Genomic DNA, 19,006 nt, shown 5'->3' with positions numbered 1-19,006 from the left:
TCAGCTGACCGCACCGTTGATGACCGACGTCGGGATCGTGCCCGCTCCGAGACCCCAGTGCTCGGCGATCGTCTGGTACTGGCCGTTGTCGATCAGGTACTGGACCGCCTGCTGCAGCGCCTGCGCCAGCTGCGATCCCTTCTGCACGGGATAGCCGTACGGCGCCGAGTCGAACACACCACCGGCCGGCTCGAGCTCGCCGTTGGACCGCTCGATCGCGTACGAGGTGACCGGCGAGTCCGCCGACATCGCGTCGACGCGGCCCAGCATCAGTGCGTTGGTCGCCTCGTCCTGGCTGTCGTAACGCACCTTCTCGATGGCGGGCTGACCGGCGTCGGTGCAGGCCTGGCTCTTCGCCGGGATCTCGTCGGTGTCCTCATAAGTGGTGGACTGCACCGCAACCCGCTTGCCGCAGGCATTGTTGGGATCGATACCCGCGCCGACCTGCTGGGCCCACTGCACACCCGCGCTGTAATAGGTGACGAAGTCGACCTGTGCTTCGCGCTCCTTGGTGTCGGTGAACGACGACATGCCCACGTTGTAGGTTCCGGCCTGGACCGACGGAATGATGGTGTCGAACTGAGCTTCTCGGTATTGCGGCGTCAGGCCGAGCACGCTGCCTACCGCGTTCATCAAATCGACGTCGAAGCCGATGATGTCGCCATTGGCGTCCTTGAACTCGTTCGGCGCGTACGGCACATTGACGCCGACGATCAGCTGTCCGGACTCACGGATCGGGGCGGGCACCAGGTCGGCGATCTCGGCCACCGGTTCCACCTCGACGCTGGTCGGCGAGATGTCGGCACCCAGGCCCTCACTCTCCTCGTTGTTCGAACAACCCGCCAGTGCGAGGACCAGGATCGACAACAGTGCGATGAGCACACCGACCGGTCGCGACGATCGCAGAAAACGCATCAGATACCCCATCTGTTCTCTTCCCCACCATGCAAGCGCATGATCGGGCGCGCACTCGAGACGCCGGCGGCAGCCATCGACGCACTGTTCGAACACTAGTGGCTGGCAAGCCGTTCCACCTGACGGTTACGAGAGATTTACGCCGCGGCGACCAGACGCATCGGTCAGTGCGCTGCGTCGTCCCATGACCGGCCGAAGCCCACCGACACCTCCAGCGGCACCGACAGGGTGATCGCGCTACCCATCTCGTCGCGGACGACGGCCTCCACCGCTTCGCGTTCCCCGGCCGCGACCTCGATGACGAGTTCGTCATGTACCTGTAGCAGCATGCGCGACTGTAGCCCCTCCCGCCGGAGCCTGCCGTACACATTGATCATCGCAACCTTGATGATGTCGGCCGCGGTGCCCTGGATCGGCGCGTTGAGAGCCATCCGTTCCGCGGACTGGCGACGCTGCCAGTTGTCGCTGTTGAGGTCGGGTAGGTAGCGGCGCCGACCGAACAGGGTCGCGGTGTATTCGTTTCGGCGTGCCTCGTCCACGACGTTGTGCAGGTAATCACGCACTCCGCCGAACCGCGCGAAGTAGGCCTCCATCTGTCCCTTGGCCTCGTCGCGACTGATCTTGAGTTGGGCGGCCAGCCCGAAGGCGCTCAACCCGTAGGCGAGCCCGTATGACATGGCCTTCACGCGATGACGCATCTCGGTGGTGACCGCGTCGATGGGCACGCCGAACGCCCGCGAGCCGACGAAATTGTGCAGATCCTCGCCGGTGTTGAACGCCTCGATCAACCCGGCGTCCTCGGACAGGTGCGCCATGATGCGCATCTCGATCTGGCTGTAGTCGGCGGTCATCAGACATTCGTGGTCCGATGCCACCACGAAACCCTCGCGGATCTGTCGGCCGGCCTGCGTGCGCACCGGGATGTTCTGCAGGTTGGGCTCGGTCGACGAGAGCCGACCGGTGGCCGCGATCGTCTGATTGAACGTGGTGTGCACCCGCCCGTCGTCGGCCACCGATTTGAGCAATCCATCAACGGTGACCTTGAGCCGGGTGGCGTCACGGTGCTCGAGCAGATGCGCCAGGAACGGATGCTCGGTTTTCTCGTAAAGGCTCTGCAGCGCATCGGCATCGGTGGTGTAGCCGGTTTTGGTCTTCTTGGTCTTCGGCATGTCCAGTTTGTCGAAGAGCACGGTCTGCAACTGCTTGGGTGAACCCAGGTTGATCTGTTCGCCGATCACCTCGTAGGCGGAGTCTGCCGCGGTGCGGATGCGTTGGGCGAAGTCGGCTTCCAGTTCGCGGAAGTGCTCGACGTCGACAGCGATGCCGGCGGCCTCGAGTTCGGCCAGGACGAAGGCCAGCGGCAGCTCCATCTCGGTCAACAGGGCCAGCGAGTCGATGCGCTCGAGCTCGGTGTCGAGGGTGTCGGCCAGCTCAGCCACCGCCCGGGCCTCCAGCATCTGCTGCTCGGCGTGCTTGGCGTCACCGCCGTCGTCGTCCAGCAACGACATCTGACCGTCGTCGGGCGCGGCGTCGTCGCGTAGTTCACGCCGCAGATATCGCAACGTGAGGTCGTCGAGGTTGAACGTCCGTTGCCCGGGTCGCACCAGGTAGGCCGCCAGCGACGTGTCACTGGTGACCCCTCCCAGGGTCCAGCCGCGCGCTCGGACCGCGTGCACGCCCCATTTCGATTCATGCATGGCCTTCGGTCGCTCGGTGTCGGCCAGCCACCCCGCCAAGGCCTGCTCGTCGTCGGCGTCGACGGACGTGACGTCGATGTAGGCCGAGACGCCGTCGGCAGCGGCAATCGCGATCCCGGTCGCATCGGCGCCGACGACCTGATGGGGTGAGGTGACCGCGATGCCGCTGCGGCCCGTCGTCGTGTGGTCGGCCAGCCAGGCGCGGACCTCGCCCGGTTGCAGTACCGCGCCATCGAGGTCGAAGCCGGCTTCGGCTTCCGGTTCCACCGACGTCAACGTCGAGAACAACCGATCACGCAGGACACGGAACTCGAGATCGTCGAAGAGCACGTGGATGCGGTCGCGGTCCCAGCCCACCATCGCGAGGTCGTCCGGCACGGACGGAAGCTGCATGTCCCGGACGAGCTCGGTGAGCTGCCGGTTGGTCTGGACCGACGCCAGATGCGTGCGTAAGGCATCGCCCACCTTGCCCCGGACCTCGTCGACATGATCGACCAGGCCGGCGAGCGACCCGTACTCCCGAATCCACTTGGATGCGGTCTTCTCCCCCACTCCGGGAATCCCGGGCAGGTTGTCGCTCGGGTCGCCGCGCAGAGCGGCGTAGTCGGGATACTGCGCGGGCGTCAATCCGTACTTCTTCTCGACCTCGGCCGGGGTGAAACGGGTGAGGTCGGAGACACCTTTGCGGGGATAGAGGACGGTGATCGAGTCGTTGACCAGCTGCAATGAATCGCGGTCGCCGGTGACGACCACCACCCGGTAACCCGCGGCGTCTGCCTGTGTCGCCAGGGTGGCAATGATGTCGTCGGCCTCATAGCCCTCGATGGCCATCACCGGGATGCCCAGCGCGTCGAGCACCTCTTTGGTCAGATCGACCTGACCGTTGAACTCGTCCGGTGACTTCGAGCGCTGCGCCTTGTACTCCGGGAACATCTCCGACCGGAAGGTCTTGCGGGAGACGTCGAAGGCCGCCGCGATGTGGGTGGGCTCCTCATCACGCAACAGATTGATAAGCATGGAGGTGAAGCCGTACACCGCATTCGTGGTCTGGCCGGTCGCGGTCTTGAAGTTCTCGGCCGGCAGCGCGAAGAACGCCCGGTAGGCCAGCGAATGCCCGTCGAGCAGCATCAGCAGCGGGCGTCCGTCCGAACCCGACTTGCCGGCGGCGCTGGCGGACTTCTTCGCGGGCACGGTGGAACTCTTGGCAGGACTCACGGTGCTGAGTCTAGTGACCCGGCCTGACAGGTCGGCGGGGCCCGCAGGCGTGCGGGGCCACCTGAACACTCCCGTACAGCTCAGCCCCGGCGAAACATCGGCCAGACCGTCGGCCCATCCATCGGCAGCGTGATCTCGCCGGTCACCGCGAAGCCGTACCGCTCGTATAGCGGCACGTTGGCCTCATTGGAACTCTCCAGGTAGGCCGGTCCGTCGACGCGGTCGATGCCGGTGCTCAACAATGCGCTACCCACGCCCGCTCCCTTGATGGTGGCACCCACCTGCCCCAGGTACCAATGCGGCTCGCGGGGCCTCACCTTCGCGAATTCACGTTCCAGGGCTGCGCCGCGAGCCACCCGACCACGCAGAACACGAACGAACCCCACCATCGAGCCCACCTGTTGAACCGTCGACAGCTTGTGCCCCGGTCGATCCCAGACCGCGGTGCCCACGGGAACGCCGTCGCGAACGGCCAGGTCGATCGACGCGGCCTCGCCATGTGCCCACCGCAGTAACGTGTGGAAGATCTGTTTGTCCCGCGCCGGGTCGGGATTCATCCAGCGCACCACCGGGTCGTCGGCGAAGGCCTGCGCGAGCAACGCACTCACGAGGCCGAGGTCCCGGGAGCTCGTCACGGCAATCGACGTCATGCCCCCACGGTAGAGCCCGGTCCGGTCAGAAGAGCCCGATCGCATCAGAGGTGTCCAGGACGCCTTCAGCGGTCAGCCATTCCGCCCACATCGCGGCATGGGTGGCTGCGGTGGTGGCGGGTTCGGCGAGGCCACGGCCGCTGACCCAGGCGGCCGCCCGGACACTCTGGAAGAACAGGCCGGTCGCACGTTCCTCGCCGATCGTGTCGCCGACGATGGACGCGGTGAACAACTCGCTGAGGTCCGTGCCGTAGTCGGCCTTGATCGACGCGACGATCTGCGGGGTCGCTTTCCCGAGGATCTCGCCATAGAGGTTGAAATCGGCCCACCGTTGCCGGCTGGTGTCGACGGCGTCGAGCGCGGTCGGCAGGTCCAGTATCAGATGCGAGTTCATGCCGGAGGTTGCAACGCGTCCGCCGCTGTGGCGGCAGTCGGTCGCGTACTGATAATACCGCTGCCATTCACGAGGGACATCGGCGCCCGTCGCGTGCGCGTGAACCAAGGCGAGGTAGCGATTGACGAAGTTCAGCGCGAGCCGGCGAGCCCACTCCGAATTTGTATAGACCCCTTGGCGGATAGACGGCACGGTGGTGTCCAGGATCGGCGCGTACACGTCGGCGAAAGCGCCGCGCGGATCACCCTGGTCACCCCAGATGTCCGCGATCTGATGCACGTTGGACTGGGCATCGACCAACGTCCGGTTGGCGGATGGAGCCGACAGCGCGGCGATGTGCTGCGCTTCGACGCCGGGTAGCTGCGGGCGGCACGTGGTGGTGCCGTCGGCGGCGTGGGCGGGCACGAGAACCCCGGTGACCGTGAGCAACACGAGCCCGAGGACGACGGTGGATCTGCGTAACAAGGTCTTGGTGTGCGGACTGTAACGAGCAGCACCTCGCGTCTCAACCCGAGCGGACATCAGGCGACCCCGAGGTACGCCTCGCGCACGGCGTCGTCGACGAGAAGGTCTGCGCCCGCGCCTTCTTTGGTGATCGATCCGGTCTCCAGGATGTAACCGCGAGTCGACCGACTCAGGGCCTGTTGGGCGTTCTGCTCCACCAGCAAGATGGTGGTGCCCTCGGAATTGATCGTGGTGATGATCCGGAAGATCTGTTGGATCACCATGGGGGCCAGACCCATCGACGGTTCGTCGAGGAGCAGTAGTCGAGGCCGGGCCATCAAAGCCCGCCCGATGGCCAGCATCTGCTGCTCGCCACCCGACATCGTTCCGCCGAACTGCTTGCGCCGCTCACCGAGCCGCGGGAACAGCTCGAAAACATGGTCGATCGATTCGCGGTAGGCGGATTTGGACGAGAATCTCCTTCCGTAGCAGCCCATGTCGAGGTTCTCCAGAACCGTCATCCCGGGGAAGATGCGCCGCCCCTCCGGAACCTGGATGATGCCGCGTTTCACCCGCTCGTGCGGCGCGAGACCGGCGATGGACTCGCCGTCGAACAGAATGTCGCCCGACGACAGGCGGTTGAGTCCGGATATCCCCCGCATCGTGGTCGACTTGCCGGCGCCGTTGGCCCCCAACAGCGTCACCAACTCGCCGGGCGCCACGTGCAGGGAGATACCGTGCAGCGCACGGATCCGACCGTAGTAAATCTCCACATCCCGCAGTTCCAGGACCGCTGTGGCCGAGGTGGTCTCAGGCGAGTTCGTCATCGGGCACTCCCAGGTAGGCGGCGATCACGGCAGGGTCGTTACGCACCCGTTCCGGGCTGCCCTCGGCGATCTTGCGACCGAACTCGAGCACCACGATCCGGTCCGTGACCCCCATCACCAACCGCATGTCGTGTTCGATGAGCAGCACCGTGTAGCCGTCGTCGCGGATCTTCTGGATCAACTCCATGAGTGCGGTCTTCTCGATCGGGTTGAATCCGGCGGCTGGTTCGTCGAGGCACAGCAGTTTCGGTTCGGTGGCCAACGCGCGCGCGATCTCCAGCCGACGCTGGTCTCCGTAGGGCAGGTTGGCCGCCTTCTCTGCGGCGCGCGGTCCGATTCCGACGAACTCGAGCAGGGCCATGCCCCGGTCCACCGCGTCGCGTTCTTCGCGGTAGTGGCGAGGGGTGCGCACGATCCCGCCGAACACCGACGTCTTGTGTCGCGCGTCGGTGCCGACGCACACGTTCTCGAGCGCCGTCATCTCACCCCAGAGGCGTACGTTCTGGAAAGTCCGAGCGATTCCGAGCCGGGTGATCTTGTGGCGCTTGATTTTCCCCAGCGGAGAGCCGTCGAACAAGACGCGTCCCCGGGTGGGCCGATAGACGCCCGTGATCGCGTTGAAACACGTCGTCTTGCCGGCCCCGTTGGGCCCGATCAGCCCGAGGATCTCCCCGCGCCTGATGTCGAAAGTGACGTCGTCGAGTGCGGCGAGACCACCGAAGTCCACCGTCAGTCCCGACACCTCGAGCAGGACATCTCCGGCGGCAGTGTGGATGTCGCGCTGGGGAGCGACCGCGTCGGCGACCGCATCGGGATCGGCGAGTTCGGGATCGATCGCGGCCGGGTCGACGATCGCCCGGGCCTGCGGGTCGGCCACGGCGTCGGCCAACTGTTCCTCGTTTTCCGACCTCGCGACGGTATCCGGGCGTCGGGCCGGGGCTTTCGGTGTCGAATCGTCGTCGCGCCGATGGCGGCTCATGCCTCGGTCTCCTGCCGCTGGGACTGCGCGGCGATCGGGGCGCGGGTGACCGCACCATAGATCCGACGGCCGAAGGTGACCAGTCGCGCTCGCGCCGGGAAGAGCCCCTGAGGTCGGAAGATCATCAGGACCACCAGAGCGAGCCCGAAGAACAAGTACTTGAACTCACTCAACGATTGTCCCCCGATCTCGACGCCCTGCACACGAGCAGGGAGGTAGACGATGATGAACGCGCCGGCGATCACACCCAACTTGTTGCCTTGTCCGCCGAGCACCACGGCGCACAGGAACAGCATCGAGTTGATGACGGTGAACGCTTTCGGGTCCACATACTGCACCTGCCCGGCGTACACCGCTCCGGACAGACCGCCGATGCCGGCCCCGATGACGAAGGCCCACAGCTTGTATTTGAACGTCGGCACACCCATGATCTCGGCGGCGTCCTCATCCTCGCGGATGGCCACCCAGGACCGACCGACGCGGCTGCGCTCGAGGTTGCCGACCACGATGAGGACACCGATCACCAAGACGATGCCCAGCCAATACCACCACACCCCGTAGTTGAGGGTGCCGGCGTTGTTGGCGGTTGAGAACACGCCGTTCGGGTACTCGGCGGTGCGCGCGATCTCGGGGTACAGCACACCTTGCAGTCCGGATGCTCCATTGGTGATGTCGCTGAGGTTGTCGGCCAGCAATCGGACGATCTCACCGAAGCCCAGGGTCACGATCGCGAGGTAGTCGCCGCGAACACGCAGCGTGGGAGTGCCGAGGATGACACCGGTGACGCCGGTGAGAACGATGGCCAGCGGTACGCACGCAAGCCAACCCCAAGGACCCGAGAAGATACCGTGGTCGGCCGTGTCCCACAACGGGCTGGCCGGGCTCGTCAGCAAGGCGACGACGTATGCACCGACAGCGTAGAAGCCGACATAGCCCAGATCGAGGAGGCCGGTTTGCCCGACCACCACGTTGAGCCCGATCGCGATGAGTGCCGTCATCGCGAAAGTCGCCATGACGACGCCGAAATCTGTTGCCGTGGTGGTGATCAACGGTGGATTGAGGACCGGAAGCAAGGCGATCAGGATGATAGCGGGAACACCGACCAACCACTGCATCACGCGAGGCAGGCCGTTCCACCATTGGCGGATGACGTCACCGATGCCGCGCGGCGGCGTGGCATGTGAGGGCTCCGGAGCGGACGGTGGTTGCGCTGAGGTCATACCCGTGCCTTCCCGAGTTTCTCGCCGAGGATGCCGGTGGGGCGGAACATGAGCACCAGGATCAGCAGGACGAAGGCCACGACGTCGCGCCACTGGTTGCCGAGCACCACCGACCCATAGTTCTCCATCACGCCGAGCAGCAGGCCGCCCAACAGCGCACCCCGGACATTGCCGATGCCACCGAGGACCGCCGCGCAGAACGCCTTGATACCGAGGATGAATCCGCCGTAGTAGACGATGTTGGTGGGGACACGCAAGGTGTAGAGCAAGGCTGCGGCGCCGGCGAGCAGACCACCGATCAAGAACGTGACCATGATGATCCGCTCTCGCGAGACCCCCATGAGCAGCGCCGCGTCCGGGTCTTGGGCCACCGACTGGATACCGCGGCCCAGGCGCGTCCGGTTGATCAGGAAATCGGTCCCCAACGCGAGGACAAGCGCGGAGATGATGATGATCAGCGTCAGGTTGTAGACCGGCGCGCCGAAGATGTTGAACTCCTGCACGGGCTGGACCAGCCGGATGGTCGGTTGGGCGCTCGATCCGCCCAACGGCGGATCCACCGGCACCTTGGGCAGCAGGTAGTGCACGAATTCCTGCAGGACGAACGACATGCCGATCGCCGTGATCAGGAAGGCCAACGGCTTCGCCTTGCGTTTGCGCAGCGGGCGGTAGGCGACGAACTCCAAACCGACTGCGGCACTGCCTGACACCGCCATGCCGCACAAACCCGCCAGCAGCAGGTAGAGCACGGTCATGACCGTGCCTTCGGAATAGGTGTTGCCCGACGGTGTGAAGCCGAGCAACAGCAGGCCGATGTACTGCCCGAACATGCCAAGCATGAACACCTCGGAGTGGGCGAAGTTGATCAGCCGCAGAACTCCGTAGACGAGGGTGTACCCCACGGCGACGAGCGCATAGATCGCGCCATAGGTGAGTCCCTCGATGGTGAGTCCCCAGAACCCTTCCCGGAGTGGGCCGAGATCGAACCCGATGGTCGAGGCCACCGCGGCCGTCTCGGCCATCGAGTACACGATCATACGTGCCTTTCAGCCACGAAACACCACAGAGACCACGGTGCGCCCGGGCCCGACCACCGCCCGGACGCACCGTGTTGTGCTGTGTCTTATTTGACCTCGTACACCCAGATCAGCGAGGACGTCAGCTCGCCGGTGGGACTCCACTCGTATTGACGCGCCAGGCCGGGGCCCTGGTAGTCGCTGACGTAGGAGAGGAGCTCGGGACGGGTGCGATTGCCCTCGGCGATGCCCTTCATCAGGATCGAGGCGAGGTCGTAGGCCTCCACCGAGTACACGCCAGGCGCCTGGTTGAACGCCGCCTCGTATTCGGACTTGAACTGATCCGGCGCCGGACCACACGGGCACGACAGAATCGCGCCCTTGGCGCTGTCGCCGGCCTGGGCGGTGAACTGCGGATCGTTGGCGCCGTCGCCGGAGACGAACGTCTCCTGGAATCCGGCCGTCTTCAGCTGCTGAGCGAGCGGCGCGGCCTCGGCGTAATACCCGGAGTAGAACACCGCATCCGGGTCGGCGGCGGTGACCTTCGAGATGATCGCCGAGAACTCGCGGTCGCCCTTCTTGACGTCACCGGAACAGTTCGCGTCAGCGGCCGGACCGAGCGACTCGGTCATCGCCTGGGCGAGGCCCACACCGTAATCGGTGTCATCCTTGATCACACAGACCTTCTTCTTGCCCATCGTGCCGGTGAGGTACTTGGCGACGGCGGGACCCTGCACGTCGTCGTTGGCGAGGCCGCGGAAGAAGGTCTTCCAGCCGTTGTCGGTCAAGGTGGGGTTGGTGGCCGAGGCGGTGACCGACACCAGGCCGGCCTGGTTGAAGATGCCACCGGTGGCCTTGGTCTCGCCCGAGAACGCCGGCCCGATCAGGCCGACGATCGAATCGTCGTTGACGATCTGCGGGGCCACCTGGGTGGCCTTCTGCGGGTCCCCCTCGGTGTCGAAGGTCCGTAGGACGATCTGGCAGTTCGGGTTCGCTTCGTTGTGTTGGTCCACGGCGAGTTGCGCGCCGTTTTTGATGTTGATGCCGAGCGCGGCGTCCGCACCGGTCAGTGCGCCGGCCATCGCGATGGTGGTCTCGAGGCAGTCGGCGTTGCCGTCACCCGCCGGTGTGAGCGCGTCGGCTTCCGAGGCCACCGGCACCTCGTTGCCCTGAGTATCGATCTGAGCGAGCGGAGCGATCGTCAAACCGGAACTCGCAGCAGCTGATCCGCTGGCCCCGCCCGATCCGGAGTCGCTCGATTTGTCGCTACACGCGGATACGGCGAGCACGCCCGCCAGCGCCACCGCGAGGGCACCTGTCGTCACACGACGATGCATTTCGTACCTTCTTCACTTTTCCCACCCTTCCGGCACAGGACGTTTCGCCCGTGCCGGCCGATCTGCTGAGGAGACCTTGAGAAAACATAGACCCAAACCCGGCAACGCGCGCTGGATTGAGAAGGAAGCCGCATGACACCGACGGCGGATTTTCACAGATTTAACGACGACCCCGCCCCAACCGTCAGTTGGTGGCTCCCAACGTCTCCACGACCACCTGCGCGACGGCCTTCATGGTGGTGCGACGGTCCATCGCGGCACGCTGAATCCATTTGAACGCTTCGGGTTCGGTCATCGAATGCTTCTCCATCAGCAAACCTTTGGCGCGTTCGACCAGTTTGCGCGTTTCGAGACGATCGGTGATGGTGGCGACTTCCTTCTCGAGCGCGACCACCTCCTGATACCGGCTCACGGCGAGCTCGATGGCAGGCACCAGGTCGGCTTTGGTGAACGGCTTGACCAGGTAGGCCATCGCACCGGCGTCACGCGCCTTCTCGATGAACTCGCGCTGACTAAAGGCGGTCAGCATCACCACCGCGGCGAGCTTGCGGCTCGCGATCTCCGATGCCGCATCAATGCCATCACGTACGGGCATCTTCACGTCCATGATCACCAGGTCCGGGGTGAGGCTCTCGGTCAGTTCGACGGCGACCTGGCCGTTGGGGGCCTCCCCCACAACGTCGTAACCCTCTTCGCGGAGCATCTCGATCAGATCCATCCGGATCAGCGAGTCATCCTCGGCCACGAGCACCCGGTGCGTCGTCTGTTCGCCGGTCCGAGCCGCAGCCCTGTCTGCCACCGTCACATCCCCTCCTCGGAACGCCTACCCCTGACCAGCATTATTCGTCAGAGCTGATGCGTGCAGAGTACCGGTTGGCCCGCGCATGGGCTGATCATCTAGAGTGGACTGTCGCGGCTGCCACACAGTGGCAGCGCAGCACACGCCCTCGTAGCCCAATTGGCAGAGGCAACGGATTCAAAACCCGTCCAGTGTGAGTTCGAGTCTCACCGAGGGCACCACGAAACCCCTGGTAACAGGGTTTTGTGCCGTTGATCGGAGTCACATGTTGACTCGGATCAACGGCACAATTTCACCAGGGACCGACCGTCGTCGGCTGCGTTCAGTAGACGGGCGGCTCCCCCTCCGCCGCAGGTCCCTTCTCGATCGGTTCGTGTTCGATGATCGCCTGGTACGCGTGGTTCTCGTGGCGGACCATTGCGACGAAGAAACCGATGAACAGCGCCACCGCGAGGATGAAGACGATCCACACACCCACCGAGAAGCCGCCGAAGGTGAACACCACTCCGGGGTCGTCGTAGGAATCGATCGGACTGAACATCTACTTCACCTCTTCTTTGGGAATCGTGACGACTTCGCCCGCATCGTCGGCCGGCACGGCGACGATGTCACCGGTGTCGCCGCGCATGACGGTCACCGGAATGCCTTCGGGGTAGGGCGTGGCCGGGACCTCGGCGAGGTCGAGGCCCTGCGCTTCGACCTCCGGCGGGATACGCAGCATGCCGATCTTCTTCATACCCAGGGACACCAGGTAGGCCGGGATGAAACCGAGCGCCATGAAGACCACGGCGCCGACGAGCTGGCCCCACAGCGAGATCGACGGGTTGCCATCGGTGTTGGGATACCCGGACAGGAAGACTCCCACCATGACGACCGAGTACAGACCGACACCGCCGTGGACCGCCACCGCGCCCACCACATCGTCGATCTTGAACTTCTCCAACAACTTTCCGATGTACGGGATGAGGCCGCCGGCACCGAGCGCGATGATGAACGCCAGGGCGGGATGGTAGAGGTCCAACCCGGCAGCGACGCCGATGACACCGGCCAGGCCACCCGAGATGGTCCAGAACGGCTCACCACGCGACATCAGGTAAGCACCGATGATGCCTCCCGCCAGACCCATCAGCGTGTTGAATGCGAAGGCGGACAGGGTCGTCGGACTCCCGTAGATGGTGGCGTAGCCCTCGTTGCTGTAGATGACGCAGCCCATCAGGAAGCCGAAGAAGCCGGTGAAGATCAGCATCAGTCCGACCATGGTCAGCGGCAGGTTATGCGGCCGGATCGTGACCGGGGTGCCGTCAGCCTTGAACCGACCCAGCCGTGGGCCGAGGTTGATCAGGATGCCGAGGGCGGCGAATCCGGCGATCATGTGGACGCAACCGGCGGCGCCCACGTCGTGGAAGCCGAGTTCGGTCAACATCCAGCCGGCGCCGTGCCAGCCCCACGCCGCGCCGATGATCCACACGACCGAGCCGACGAGCACGGTCAGCACGAGGAAGGCGCTGGTGCGAATCCGCTCCAGTACGGCACCGGACATGATGGAGCCGGTGGTGGCCGCGAACAGCGCAAAAGCGCCCCAGAAGATGCCGCTGGCGGAGTCCGCGGTGTTGGGCCCCATGTTGTCACTCCAGGGCAGGGCCGCCTGTGCGGCGTCTGTCATCTCGATGAACCCGCTGGGCATCGCATTGTACAGGAACCAGCCGACGAAGAAGAATGAGGCGATGATCGTCGCGAAGGCAAGCAGGTTCTTCATCGCCGTGGCGAGCACATTCTTCGAGCGTGATGCACCCACCTCATAAGCGAGGAACCCCGCGTGGATGAGCATCATCAGCGCGATGGACATCCAGTAGAAGAATTCGTTGTTGACCGACCCCATCGTGGTGATGGCGCCCTCTACATCTGGCGGCAATGCAGGACCTCCGCAGGCAAGGAGTGGGAAAAGGAGCGTTTCGCATCAGTGTTCGGTGCGCACTACCGGTGTACGCACGATTGACCATAAATTAGCGAACGTTCCTGTGCAGTCCTCGATGGTAAAACCGACGTAAACGGCGCGGCGCGGCAGAAGTTGCTGTTGCACAACCAGACCTGCGGATCGCCCGTGGCTATGTGCAACCCCGTGTTCACCAGAACAAAGTGCCGGGTTTCGCAGCGGCTACGCCTACTTGCGCCGGAAGAGTTTGTTGCCCAACCACACGAGTGGATCGTAATGACGATCGGCGACTCGTTCTTTCATCGGAATCAGGGCGTTGTCGGTGATCTTGATGTGCTCGGGACAGACCTCTGTACAGCATTTGGTGATATTGCACAGCCCCAATCCGTGCTCGTACTGGGCCGAATCCCGCCGTTCGGCCACATCGAGGGGATGCATGTCGAGTTCGGCCACCCGCATCAGGAAGCGTGGCCCGGCAAAGGCCTGCTTGTTCTCCTCGTGGTCACGGACGACATGACAGGTGTCCTGACACAGGAAGCACTCGATGCATTTACGGAACTCCTGCGAGCGTTGCACATCGACCTGTTTCATGCGGTACTCCCCCGGCGCCAGACCTTCCGGGGGTGTGAACGCCTGGACCTCACGAGCTTTCGCATAGTTGAACGACACGTCGGTGACCAGGTCACGGATGACCGGGAAAGTTCGCATCGGTGTCACGGTGATGACCTCGTCCTCGGTGAAGGTCGACATCCGGGTCATGCACAGCAGTTTGGGGCGGCCGTTCACCTCTGCAGAACACGATCCACACTTGCCGGCCTTGCAGTTCCAGCGCACCGCCAGATCGGGCGCCTGGGTGGCCTGCAACCGGTGGATGATGTCGAGAACCACCTCGCCTTCGTTGACGGGCACGGTGAAATCCTGGAGGTCACCGTCGTCGGCGTCCCCACGCCATACCCGGAACTTCGCGTCATAGCCCATATCGGTTCTCCTCGTTGCGGTCAGTTCTCCCTGGCGCCTCCGGCGTCTGGATGACCGGCGATCTCGTCGGCCGTGTAGTACTTCACGATCTCGTCGAACTCGAACACCTTCAACAGATCCGGACGCATCGGGACCTGTTGCTCGGTGACCACGGTGACCTCTGGGACCGGCGAATCGTCGCCGGTCACGGTCCTACAGACCAACAACGTGTTGCGCCATGCCGGGTCCATGTCCGGATAGTCGTCGCGGGTGTGCCCGCCGCGGCTCTCGGTGCGCATGAGCGCCGCCTTGGCAACGCACTCGCACACCAGCAGCATGTTGCGGAGGTCGACGGCCAGGTGCCAGCCCGGATTGAACTGACGATGCCCCTCCACCTGCATGCCGCCCAGGCGGGCGCGCATCTCCTCGAGCGCGGTGATCGCCTGCTGTACCTCCGCCTCCTTTCGGATGATGCCGACCAGATCGTTCATGAACTGCTGGAGCTCGGTATGCAACGTGTACGGGTTCTCCGGCGTCCCGTCGACGGGCGGATCGAAGGGCGCCAATGCGTACGCCGCCGCTCGCTCAATGTCATCGGCAGCGACCGTCGGGCGGTTGTGCAGCGACTCCACATACGACGCCGCACCCAGCCCCGCCCGGCGACCGAAGACCAGGAGATCCGACAGCGAGTTGCCGCCCAATCGGTTCGACCCGTGCATGCCGCCGGAGCACTCTCCGGCGGCGAACAACCCTGGGACGCGGGACGCCCCGGTGTCCGGATCGACCTCGATACCGCCCATCACGTAGTGACAGGTGGGCCCCACTTCCATCGGTTCGGCGGTGATGTCGACGTCGGCGAGCTCCTTGAACTGGTGATGCATCGACGGCAGCCGGCGAATGATCTCCTCGGCGGGCATACGAGATGCGATGTCGAGGTACACACCGCCGTGTTCGGTGCCGCGCCCGGCCTTGACCTCTTCGTTGATCGCGCGGGCGACCTCGTCGCGCGGTAGGAGATCCGGTGTGCGCCGGGCGCTGTCGTTGTCGGCCAGCCATTTGTCGGCCTCGTCTTCGGTTTCGGCGTATTGGCCTTTGAAGACGGGCGGGATGTAGTCGAACATGAAACGTTTGCCGTCGGTGTTCTTCAGGACGCCACCATCGCCGCGCACCCCCTCGGTGACCAGGATCCCTTTGACGCTCGGTGGCCACACCATCCCGGTCGGATGGAACTGGACGAACTCCATGTTGATCAGGCTGGCACCGGCTCGCAGGGCGAGTGCATGACCATCGCCGGTGTATTCCCAGGAGTTCGACGTCACCTTGAAGGATTTGCCGATACCGCCGGTCGCGAGCACCACCGCGGGCGCCTCGAACAGCACAAACCGACCCGACTCGCGCCAGTACCCGAAAGCCCCGGAGATGGCGTCACCGTCCTTGAGCAGTTCGGTGATGGTGCACTCGGCGAACACCTTGATGCGTGACTCGTAATCTCCGGTTGCCGCATGGTCTTCCTGCTGCAATGAGACGATCTTCTGCTGCATGGTCCGGATCAGTTCCAAGCCGGTCCGGTCGCCGACGTGGGCCAGCCTCGGATAGGTGTGGCCGCCGAAGTTGCGCTGGGCTATCCGCCCGTCCTCGGTTCTATCGAACAGCGCACCATAGGTTTCCAGCTCCCAGACCCGATCGGGCGCTTCTTTGGCGTGCAGTTCGGCCATGCGCCAGTTGTTGAGGAACTTGCCGCCCCGCATCGTGTCCTTGAAATGCGTCTGCCAATTGTCCTTGGAGTTGGCGTTGCCCATCGACGCGGCACACCCGCCCTCGGCCATCACCGTATGGGCCTTGCCGAACAGCGACTTGCACACCACTGCGACCGAATAGCCCTTCTGACGGGCTTCGATAACCGCACGCAGACCGGCACCGCCGGCACCGATCACGACGACGTCATACTTGTGGCGTTCCGGTTCGGTCATCTGGCAGAAACTCCCAACGTCAGATCGATTGCGCAGCAAACGCTGCGCGTCAAGCGAATCACCCCACGAACCTCAGGTCCGAGATGGTGTTGCTGGCGACCAACATGATGTAGAAATCGGTGAGCACCAGGGTGCCGAGGGTGATCCAGGCGAACATCATGTGCCGGGTGTTGAGCCGAGTCACCTGAGTCCACATCCAGTACCGAACCGGATGTGCGGAAAAGTGTTTGAGCCGACCACCGGTGGCGTGACGACACGAATGACACGACACCGTGTAGGCCCACAGCAGGATCACGTTGACCACCAAGATCACGTTGCCCAGGCCGAAGCCGAACCCCCCGTCCTTGCCGTGGAATGCGGTGATGGCGTCGTAGGTGTTGATCACCGTGACGATCAACGCGACATAGAAGAAGTAGCGGTGCGCGTTCTGCAGGATCAGCGGCAGCCGCGTCTCACCGGTGTACCCGCGGTGAGGTTCGGCGACCGCGCACGCCGGCGGGGACTGCCAGAACGACCGGTAGTAGGCCTTGCGGTAGTAGTAGCAGGTCAGGCGAAAGCCGAGCAGAAACGGCAGCACCACGAAGCCGAGGGGAATCCACATCGGCAGTTCCGGAAACGGTGTGCCGAAATGACTTGATCCCGGCACGCACGAGTCGCTCAGGCATGGCGAATAGAAGGGTGTCAGGTAGTGATAGTCGGCCACCCAATAGGCGCTGCGAACAAACGACCGGACCGTCGCGTAGACGACGAATGCCGAGAGGCCCAGGACAGTAAGCAGCGGCGACAGCCACCATCTGTCCGATCGAAGAGTACGCGCTGCGATGCGCGCCCGACCCGGGGAGAAAACCCCGGCAGTGTCCCGCTCAGCTGCGGGCGCGCTCACTTCGTCCGCTCACGCGAGTGGAAGCCCAGCCCTTCATCCTGCGCGCCGAGCCACGCGGCTTCGTCCGACTTGCTGTCCGGGACGTAGATGACGTCGTCCTTGCCTTTCGCGCGAATCCGCGGTGGTAGTGCGTGCTCGAACTCATGCAGGTCGATCTCGAGTCGGTCGAGGTCGTTGGCCATCCGTCGCACGGCATCGACATCCCCGTAATGCGCCTTCAGCGTGACGAGGTGATGCCGCAGCGCCCCGATGCTGCGATGGAGATCCTTCATGTCGGCCGCTACCATGGTTTTCCCTCCAGAATGATGTGACAAACACCACACTACTGGGTGGGTCGGCCGAGTCAACGGCTTTGCCCGAACGTGTCCCGTGACTTCTCGACCGGCGCACAATACGTTGTTGCCATGACGATCAAGACCCAGCCGACCGATGCGTCGGTGCAGGAGTTCCTCGATCGCGCCACACCCGCCCACCGGGTCACCGAAGGGCACCGCGTCGACGAGATCATGCGTACGGAGACCGGCGTGGAACCGGTGATGTGGGGGCCTTCGATCGTCGGGTACGGCTCGTATCACTATGTCTCACCGTCGAAAACCTCTCGTACGGAAGGAGACTGGCCCAAGGTTGGTTTCTCCCCCCGCAAGTCGGCACTATCCTTCTACGGCCTGAAGGATCTCCCCGAAGGAGCTGCGCTGCTTCCCGACCTCGGCACCTACACCGAAGGCGCCGGGTGCGTGTACGTCAAACGCCTGGAGCAGATCGACCTTGATGTGCTACGCCGACTGATCCGCATCGCCTACAGCCGAGGCGACGATCCACGTAGCTGACCACCGAGGTGTATGTGTCCGATTCACTTGCGGCGTGCCACTCAACGCCGGTAGCGCTCGGTGAAGCGCTTCAGAATGGTGGGCGGGTGCTGTGCGTCGGTCGCCCGCGCGGTGGCCTGTAGCGCGCTCGCCTCGCTCGGGTCGAAGTAGCCGAAGTCGCGGTAGACGTCGATGCGCGTGCACAGACTCTCCGCGTCGAGTTCAGGGTGGAACTGGGTGGCATAGACATTGGTCCCTACCCGAAAGGCTTGCACCGGACAGTCAGGTGAGGAAGCGAGGTGTACCGCGTGCTCAGGTAGCCGCGTCGCTGCTTCTTTGTGCCCGCCGTAGGCCGCGAAGCCGGCCGGTAGATCGGCGAACAGCGGATCGTGGTGCGCAGCGTCGGTCAGGGTGACCATCAGCGGCCCGACCGGCTCGCCGTGGGTGCGGTCGATTGCGGCACCGATCGCCGAGCCCAGTGTGCCCACGCCGTAGCAGCAGCCCAAGAAAGGGAAATCCGCGGCGACGATCCGTTCGGTCAGCTCAGACAGCTCCGCCTCCACGCGACGCTGGGTCGCGTTCTTCGCCGCGATGGGGTCGCTCACGTTGTACGGTCCGCCGCCGAGGATGATGCCCGACCAGTCGTCGAGATCGACGTGTCCCAACGGCCGCTGGGTCAGATTGATCGCGCGTAGTTCGTTCTCGGCCAAGGCACCCAACCGCAACACAGACCGATGCTCGTCCACGGCGGCCGCCGGCTCGGCGCGGATGGACAACAGCAGGAAAGGGCGCGCACCAGCTGTCGGCGGCGGATCCTCTCGTCTGGGCACGAACAATCATTGTGCCCTGACCGATCATCGTTGCCGCCCGAATTGCCAACGGCAGACCCGAATTGTCTCCGGCAGACTTTGTAGAGTCGGTTATGACAGTCAACCGACGATTCAACCCTCACGCCGGAGGAATC

General features: G+C 64.3%; 18 protein-coding genes and 1 tRNA gene. 2 read left to right on the top strand and 17 right to left on the bottom strand.

The features are described from left to right. The 10 genes from OSB52_RS07735 to OSB52_RS07690 all read right to left on the bottom strand — a co-directional run bounded on the left by OSB52_RS07735 (position 1) and on the right by OSB52_RS07690 (position 11,499). A complete protein-coding gene (locus OSB52_RS07735; RefSeq protein WP_235723258.1) occupies positions 1-915 on the bottom strand; it encodes an ABC transporter substrate-binding protein in 915 nt (304 codons plus the stop codon). 164 nt (positions 916-1,079) lie between these two features. Further along, a complete protein-coding gene (gene polA, locus OSB52_RS07730; protein WP_266061084.1) occupies positions 1,080-3,827 on the bottom strand; it encodes a DNA polymerase I in 2,748 nt (915 codons plus the stop codon). A gap of 80 nt (positions 3,828-3,907) precedes the next feature. Next, positions 3,908-4,477: a GNAT family N-acetyltransferase gene (locus OSB52_RS07725; protein WP_235723100.1), complete on the bottom strand. Its 570-nt coding sequence runs from the start codon at positions 4,475-4,477 to the stop codon at positions 3,908-3,910. A gap of 25 nt (positions 4,478-4,502) precedes the next feature. Continuing rightward, on the bottom strand, positions 4,503-5,393 hold the full coding sequence (locus OSB52_RS07720) for a DUF5995 family protein (RefSeq protein WP_266061083.1): 891 nt from the start codon (positions 5,391-5,393) through the stop codon (positions 4,503-4,505). After that, the gene (locus OSB52_RS07715) at positions 5,393-6,142 is read right to left on the bottom strand and encodes an ABC transporter ATP-binding protein (RefSeq protein ID WP_266061082.1); all 750 of its coding nucleotides are present in this window, start codon (positions 6,140-6,142) and stop codon (positions 5,393-5,395) included. Before OSB52_RS07715 ends, OSB52_RS07720 begins: the two co-directional genes overlap by 1 nt. Further along, positions 6,126-7,121 carry an ABC transporter ATP-binding protein gene (locus OSB52_RS07710; protein WP_266061081.1) on the bottom strand — a complete coding sequence of 332 codons (996 nt, stop codon included), beginning with the start codon at positions 7,119-7,121 and terminating at the stop codon, positions 6,126-6,128. The genes OSB52_RS07715 and OSB52_RS07710 overlap by 17 nt, the downstream gene beginning before the upstream one ends. Continuing rightward, positions 7,118-8,341, bottom strand: coding sequence for a branched-chain amino acid ABC transporter permease (locus OSB52_RS07705; RefSeq protein ID WP_266061079.1), 1,224 nt, complete (start codon positions 8,339-8,341; stop codon positions 7,118-7,120). Before OSB52_RS07705 ends, OSB52_RS07710 begins: the two co-directional genes overlap by 4 nt. Beyond that, complete coding sequence (locus tag OSB52_RS07700) at positions 8,338-9,378, bottom strand: branched-chain amino acid ABC transporter permease (protein WP_266061078.1); 1,041 nt, start codon at positions 9,376-9,378, stop codon at positions 8,338-8,340. Before OSB52_RS07700 ends, OSB52_RS07705 begins: the two co-directional genes overlap by 4 nt. Before the next feature lie 86 nt (positions 9,379-9,464). Further along, a complete protein-coding gene (locus tag OSB52_RS07695) occupies positions 9,465-10,694 on the bottom strand; it encodes a branched-chain amino acid ABC transporter substrate-binding protein (RefSeq protein WP_266061077.1) in 1,230 nt (409 codons plus the stop codon). A 184-nt stretch (positions 10,695-10,878) separates the two neighbouring features. Beyond that, positions 10,879-11,499, bottom strand: coding sequence for an ANTAR domain-containing response regulator (locus OSB52_RS07690; RefSeq protein ID WP_235723107.1), 621 nt, complete (start codon positions 11,497-11,499; stop codon positions 10,879-10,881). Between the two features lie 138 nt (positions 11,500-11,637). On the opposite strand from OSB52_RS07690, the gene OSB52_RS07685 reads away from it, so the two are divergent. After that, positions 11,638-11,714: transfer RNA gene (locus OSB52_RS07685), tRNA-Leu, on the top strand. Positions 11,715-11,815: 101 nt separating this feature from the next. Here OSB52_RS07685 and OSB52_RS07680 read toward each other — a convergent pair. From OSB52_RS07680 to OSB52_RS07655, 6 genes are all read right to left on the bottom strand, one after another. Next, positions 11,816-12,034, bottom strand: coding sequence for a hypothetical protein (locus OSB52_RS07680; protein WP_235723108.1), 219 nt, complete (start codon positions 12,032-12,034; stop codon positions 11,816-11,818). Then, a complete protein-coding gene (locus OSB52_RS07675) occupies positions 12,035-13,405 on the bottom strand; it encodes an ammonium transporter (RefSeq protein ID WP_235723109.1) in 1,371 nt (456 codons plus the stop codon). 249 nt (positions 13,406-13,654) lie between these two features. After that, positions 13,655-14,404, bottom strand: coding sequence for a succinate dehydrogenase/fumarate reductase iron-sulfur subunit (locus tag OSB52_RS07670; RefSeq protein ID WP_266061075.1), 750 nt, complete (start codon positions 14,402-14,404; stop codon positions 13,655-13,657). A 20-nt stretch (positions 14,405-14,424) separates the two neighbouring features. Beyond that, complete coding sequence (locus OSB52_RS07665) at positions 14,425-16,353, bottom strand: fumarate reductase/succinate dehydrogenase flavoprotein subunit (protein WP_266061074.1); 1,929 nt, start codon at positions 16,351-16,353, stop codon at positions 14,425-14,427. A 58-nt stretch (positions 16,354-16,411) separates the two neighbouring features. Further along, on the bottom strand, positions 16,412-17,236 hold the full coding sequence (gene sdhC, locus OSB52_RS07660) for a succinate dehydrogenase subunit SdhC (protein ID WP_266061073.1): 825 nt from the start codon (positions 17,234-17,236) through the stop codon (positions 16,412-16,414). After that, entirely contained in the window at positions 17,233-17,523 is a 291-nt protein-coding gene (locus tag OSB52_RS07655) for an Rv0250c family protein (protein ID WP_235723113.1), read from the bottom strand. The genes sdhC and OSB52_RS07655 overlap by 4 nt, the downstream gene beginning before the upstream one ends. Positions 17,524-17,640: 117 nt before the next feature. Here OSB52_RS07655 and OSB52_RS07650 point away from each other — a divergent pair, with 117 nt between their 5' ends. Further along, positions 17,641-18,063, top strand: coding sequence for a DUF1801 domain-containing protein (locus tag OSB52_RS07650; protein ID WP_266061071.1), 423 nt, complete (start codon positions 17,641-17,643; stop codon positions 18,061-18,063). Positions 18,064-18,104: 41 nt separating this feature from the next. Here the strand turns inward: OSB52_RS07650 and OSB52_RS07645 are convergent, their stop codons facing one another. Then, positions 18,105-18,872 (bottom strand): glutamine amidotransferase, encoded by a 768-nt coding sequence (locus tag OSB52_RS07645; protein ID WP_266061068.1) that lies wholly within the window; start codon positions 18,870-18,872, stop codon positions 18,105-18,107. Positions 18,873-19,006: the final 134 nt, after the last annotated feature.

This window comes from Gordonia aquimaris (assembly GCF_026262595.1).
Classification (GTDB): domain Bacteria; phylum Actinomycetota; class Actinomycetes; order Mycobacteriales; family Mycobacteriaceae; genus Gordonia; species Gordonia tangerina.
Note: the sequence above shows the minus strand (reverse complement) of the source record. Positions and strands in the feature narration are given on the sequence as shown.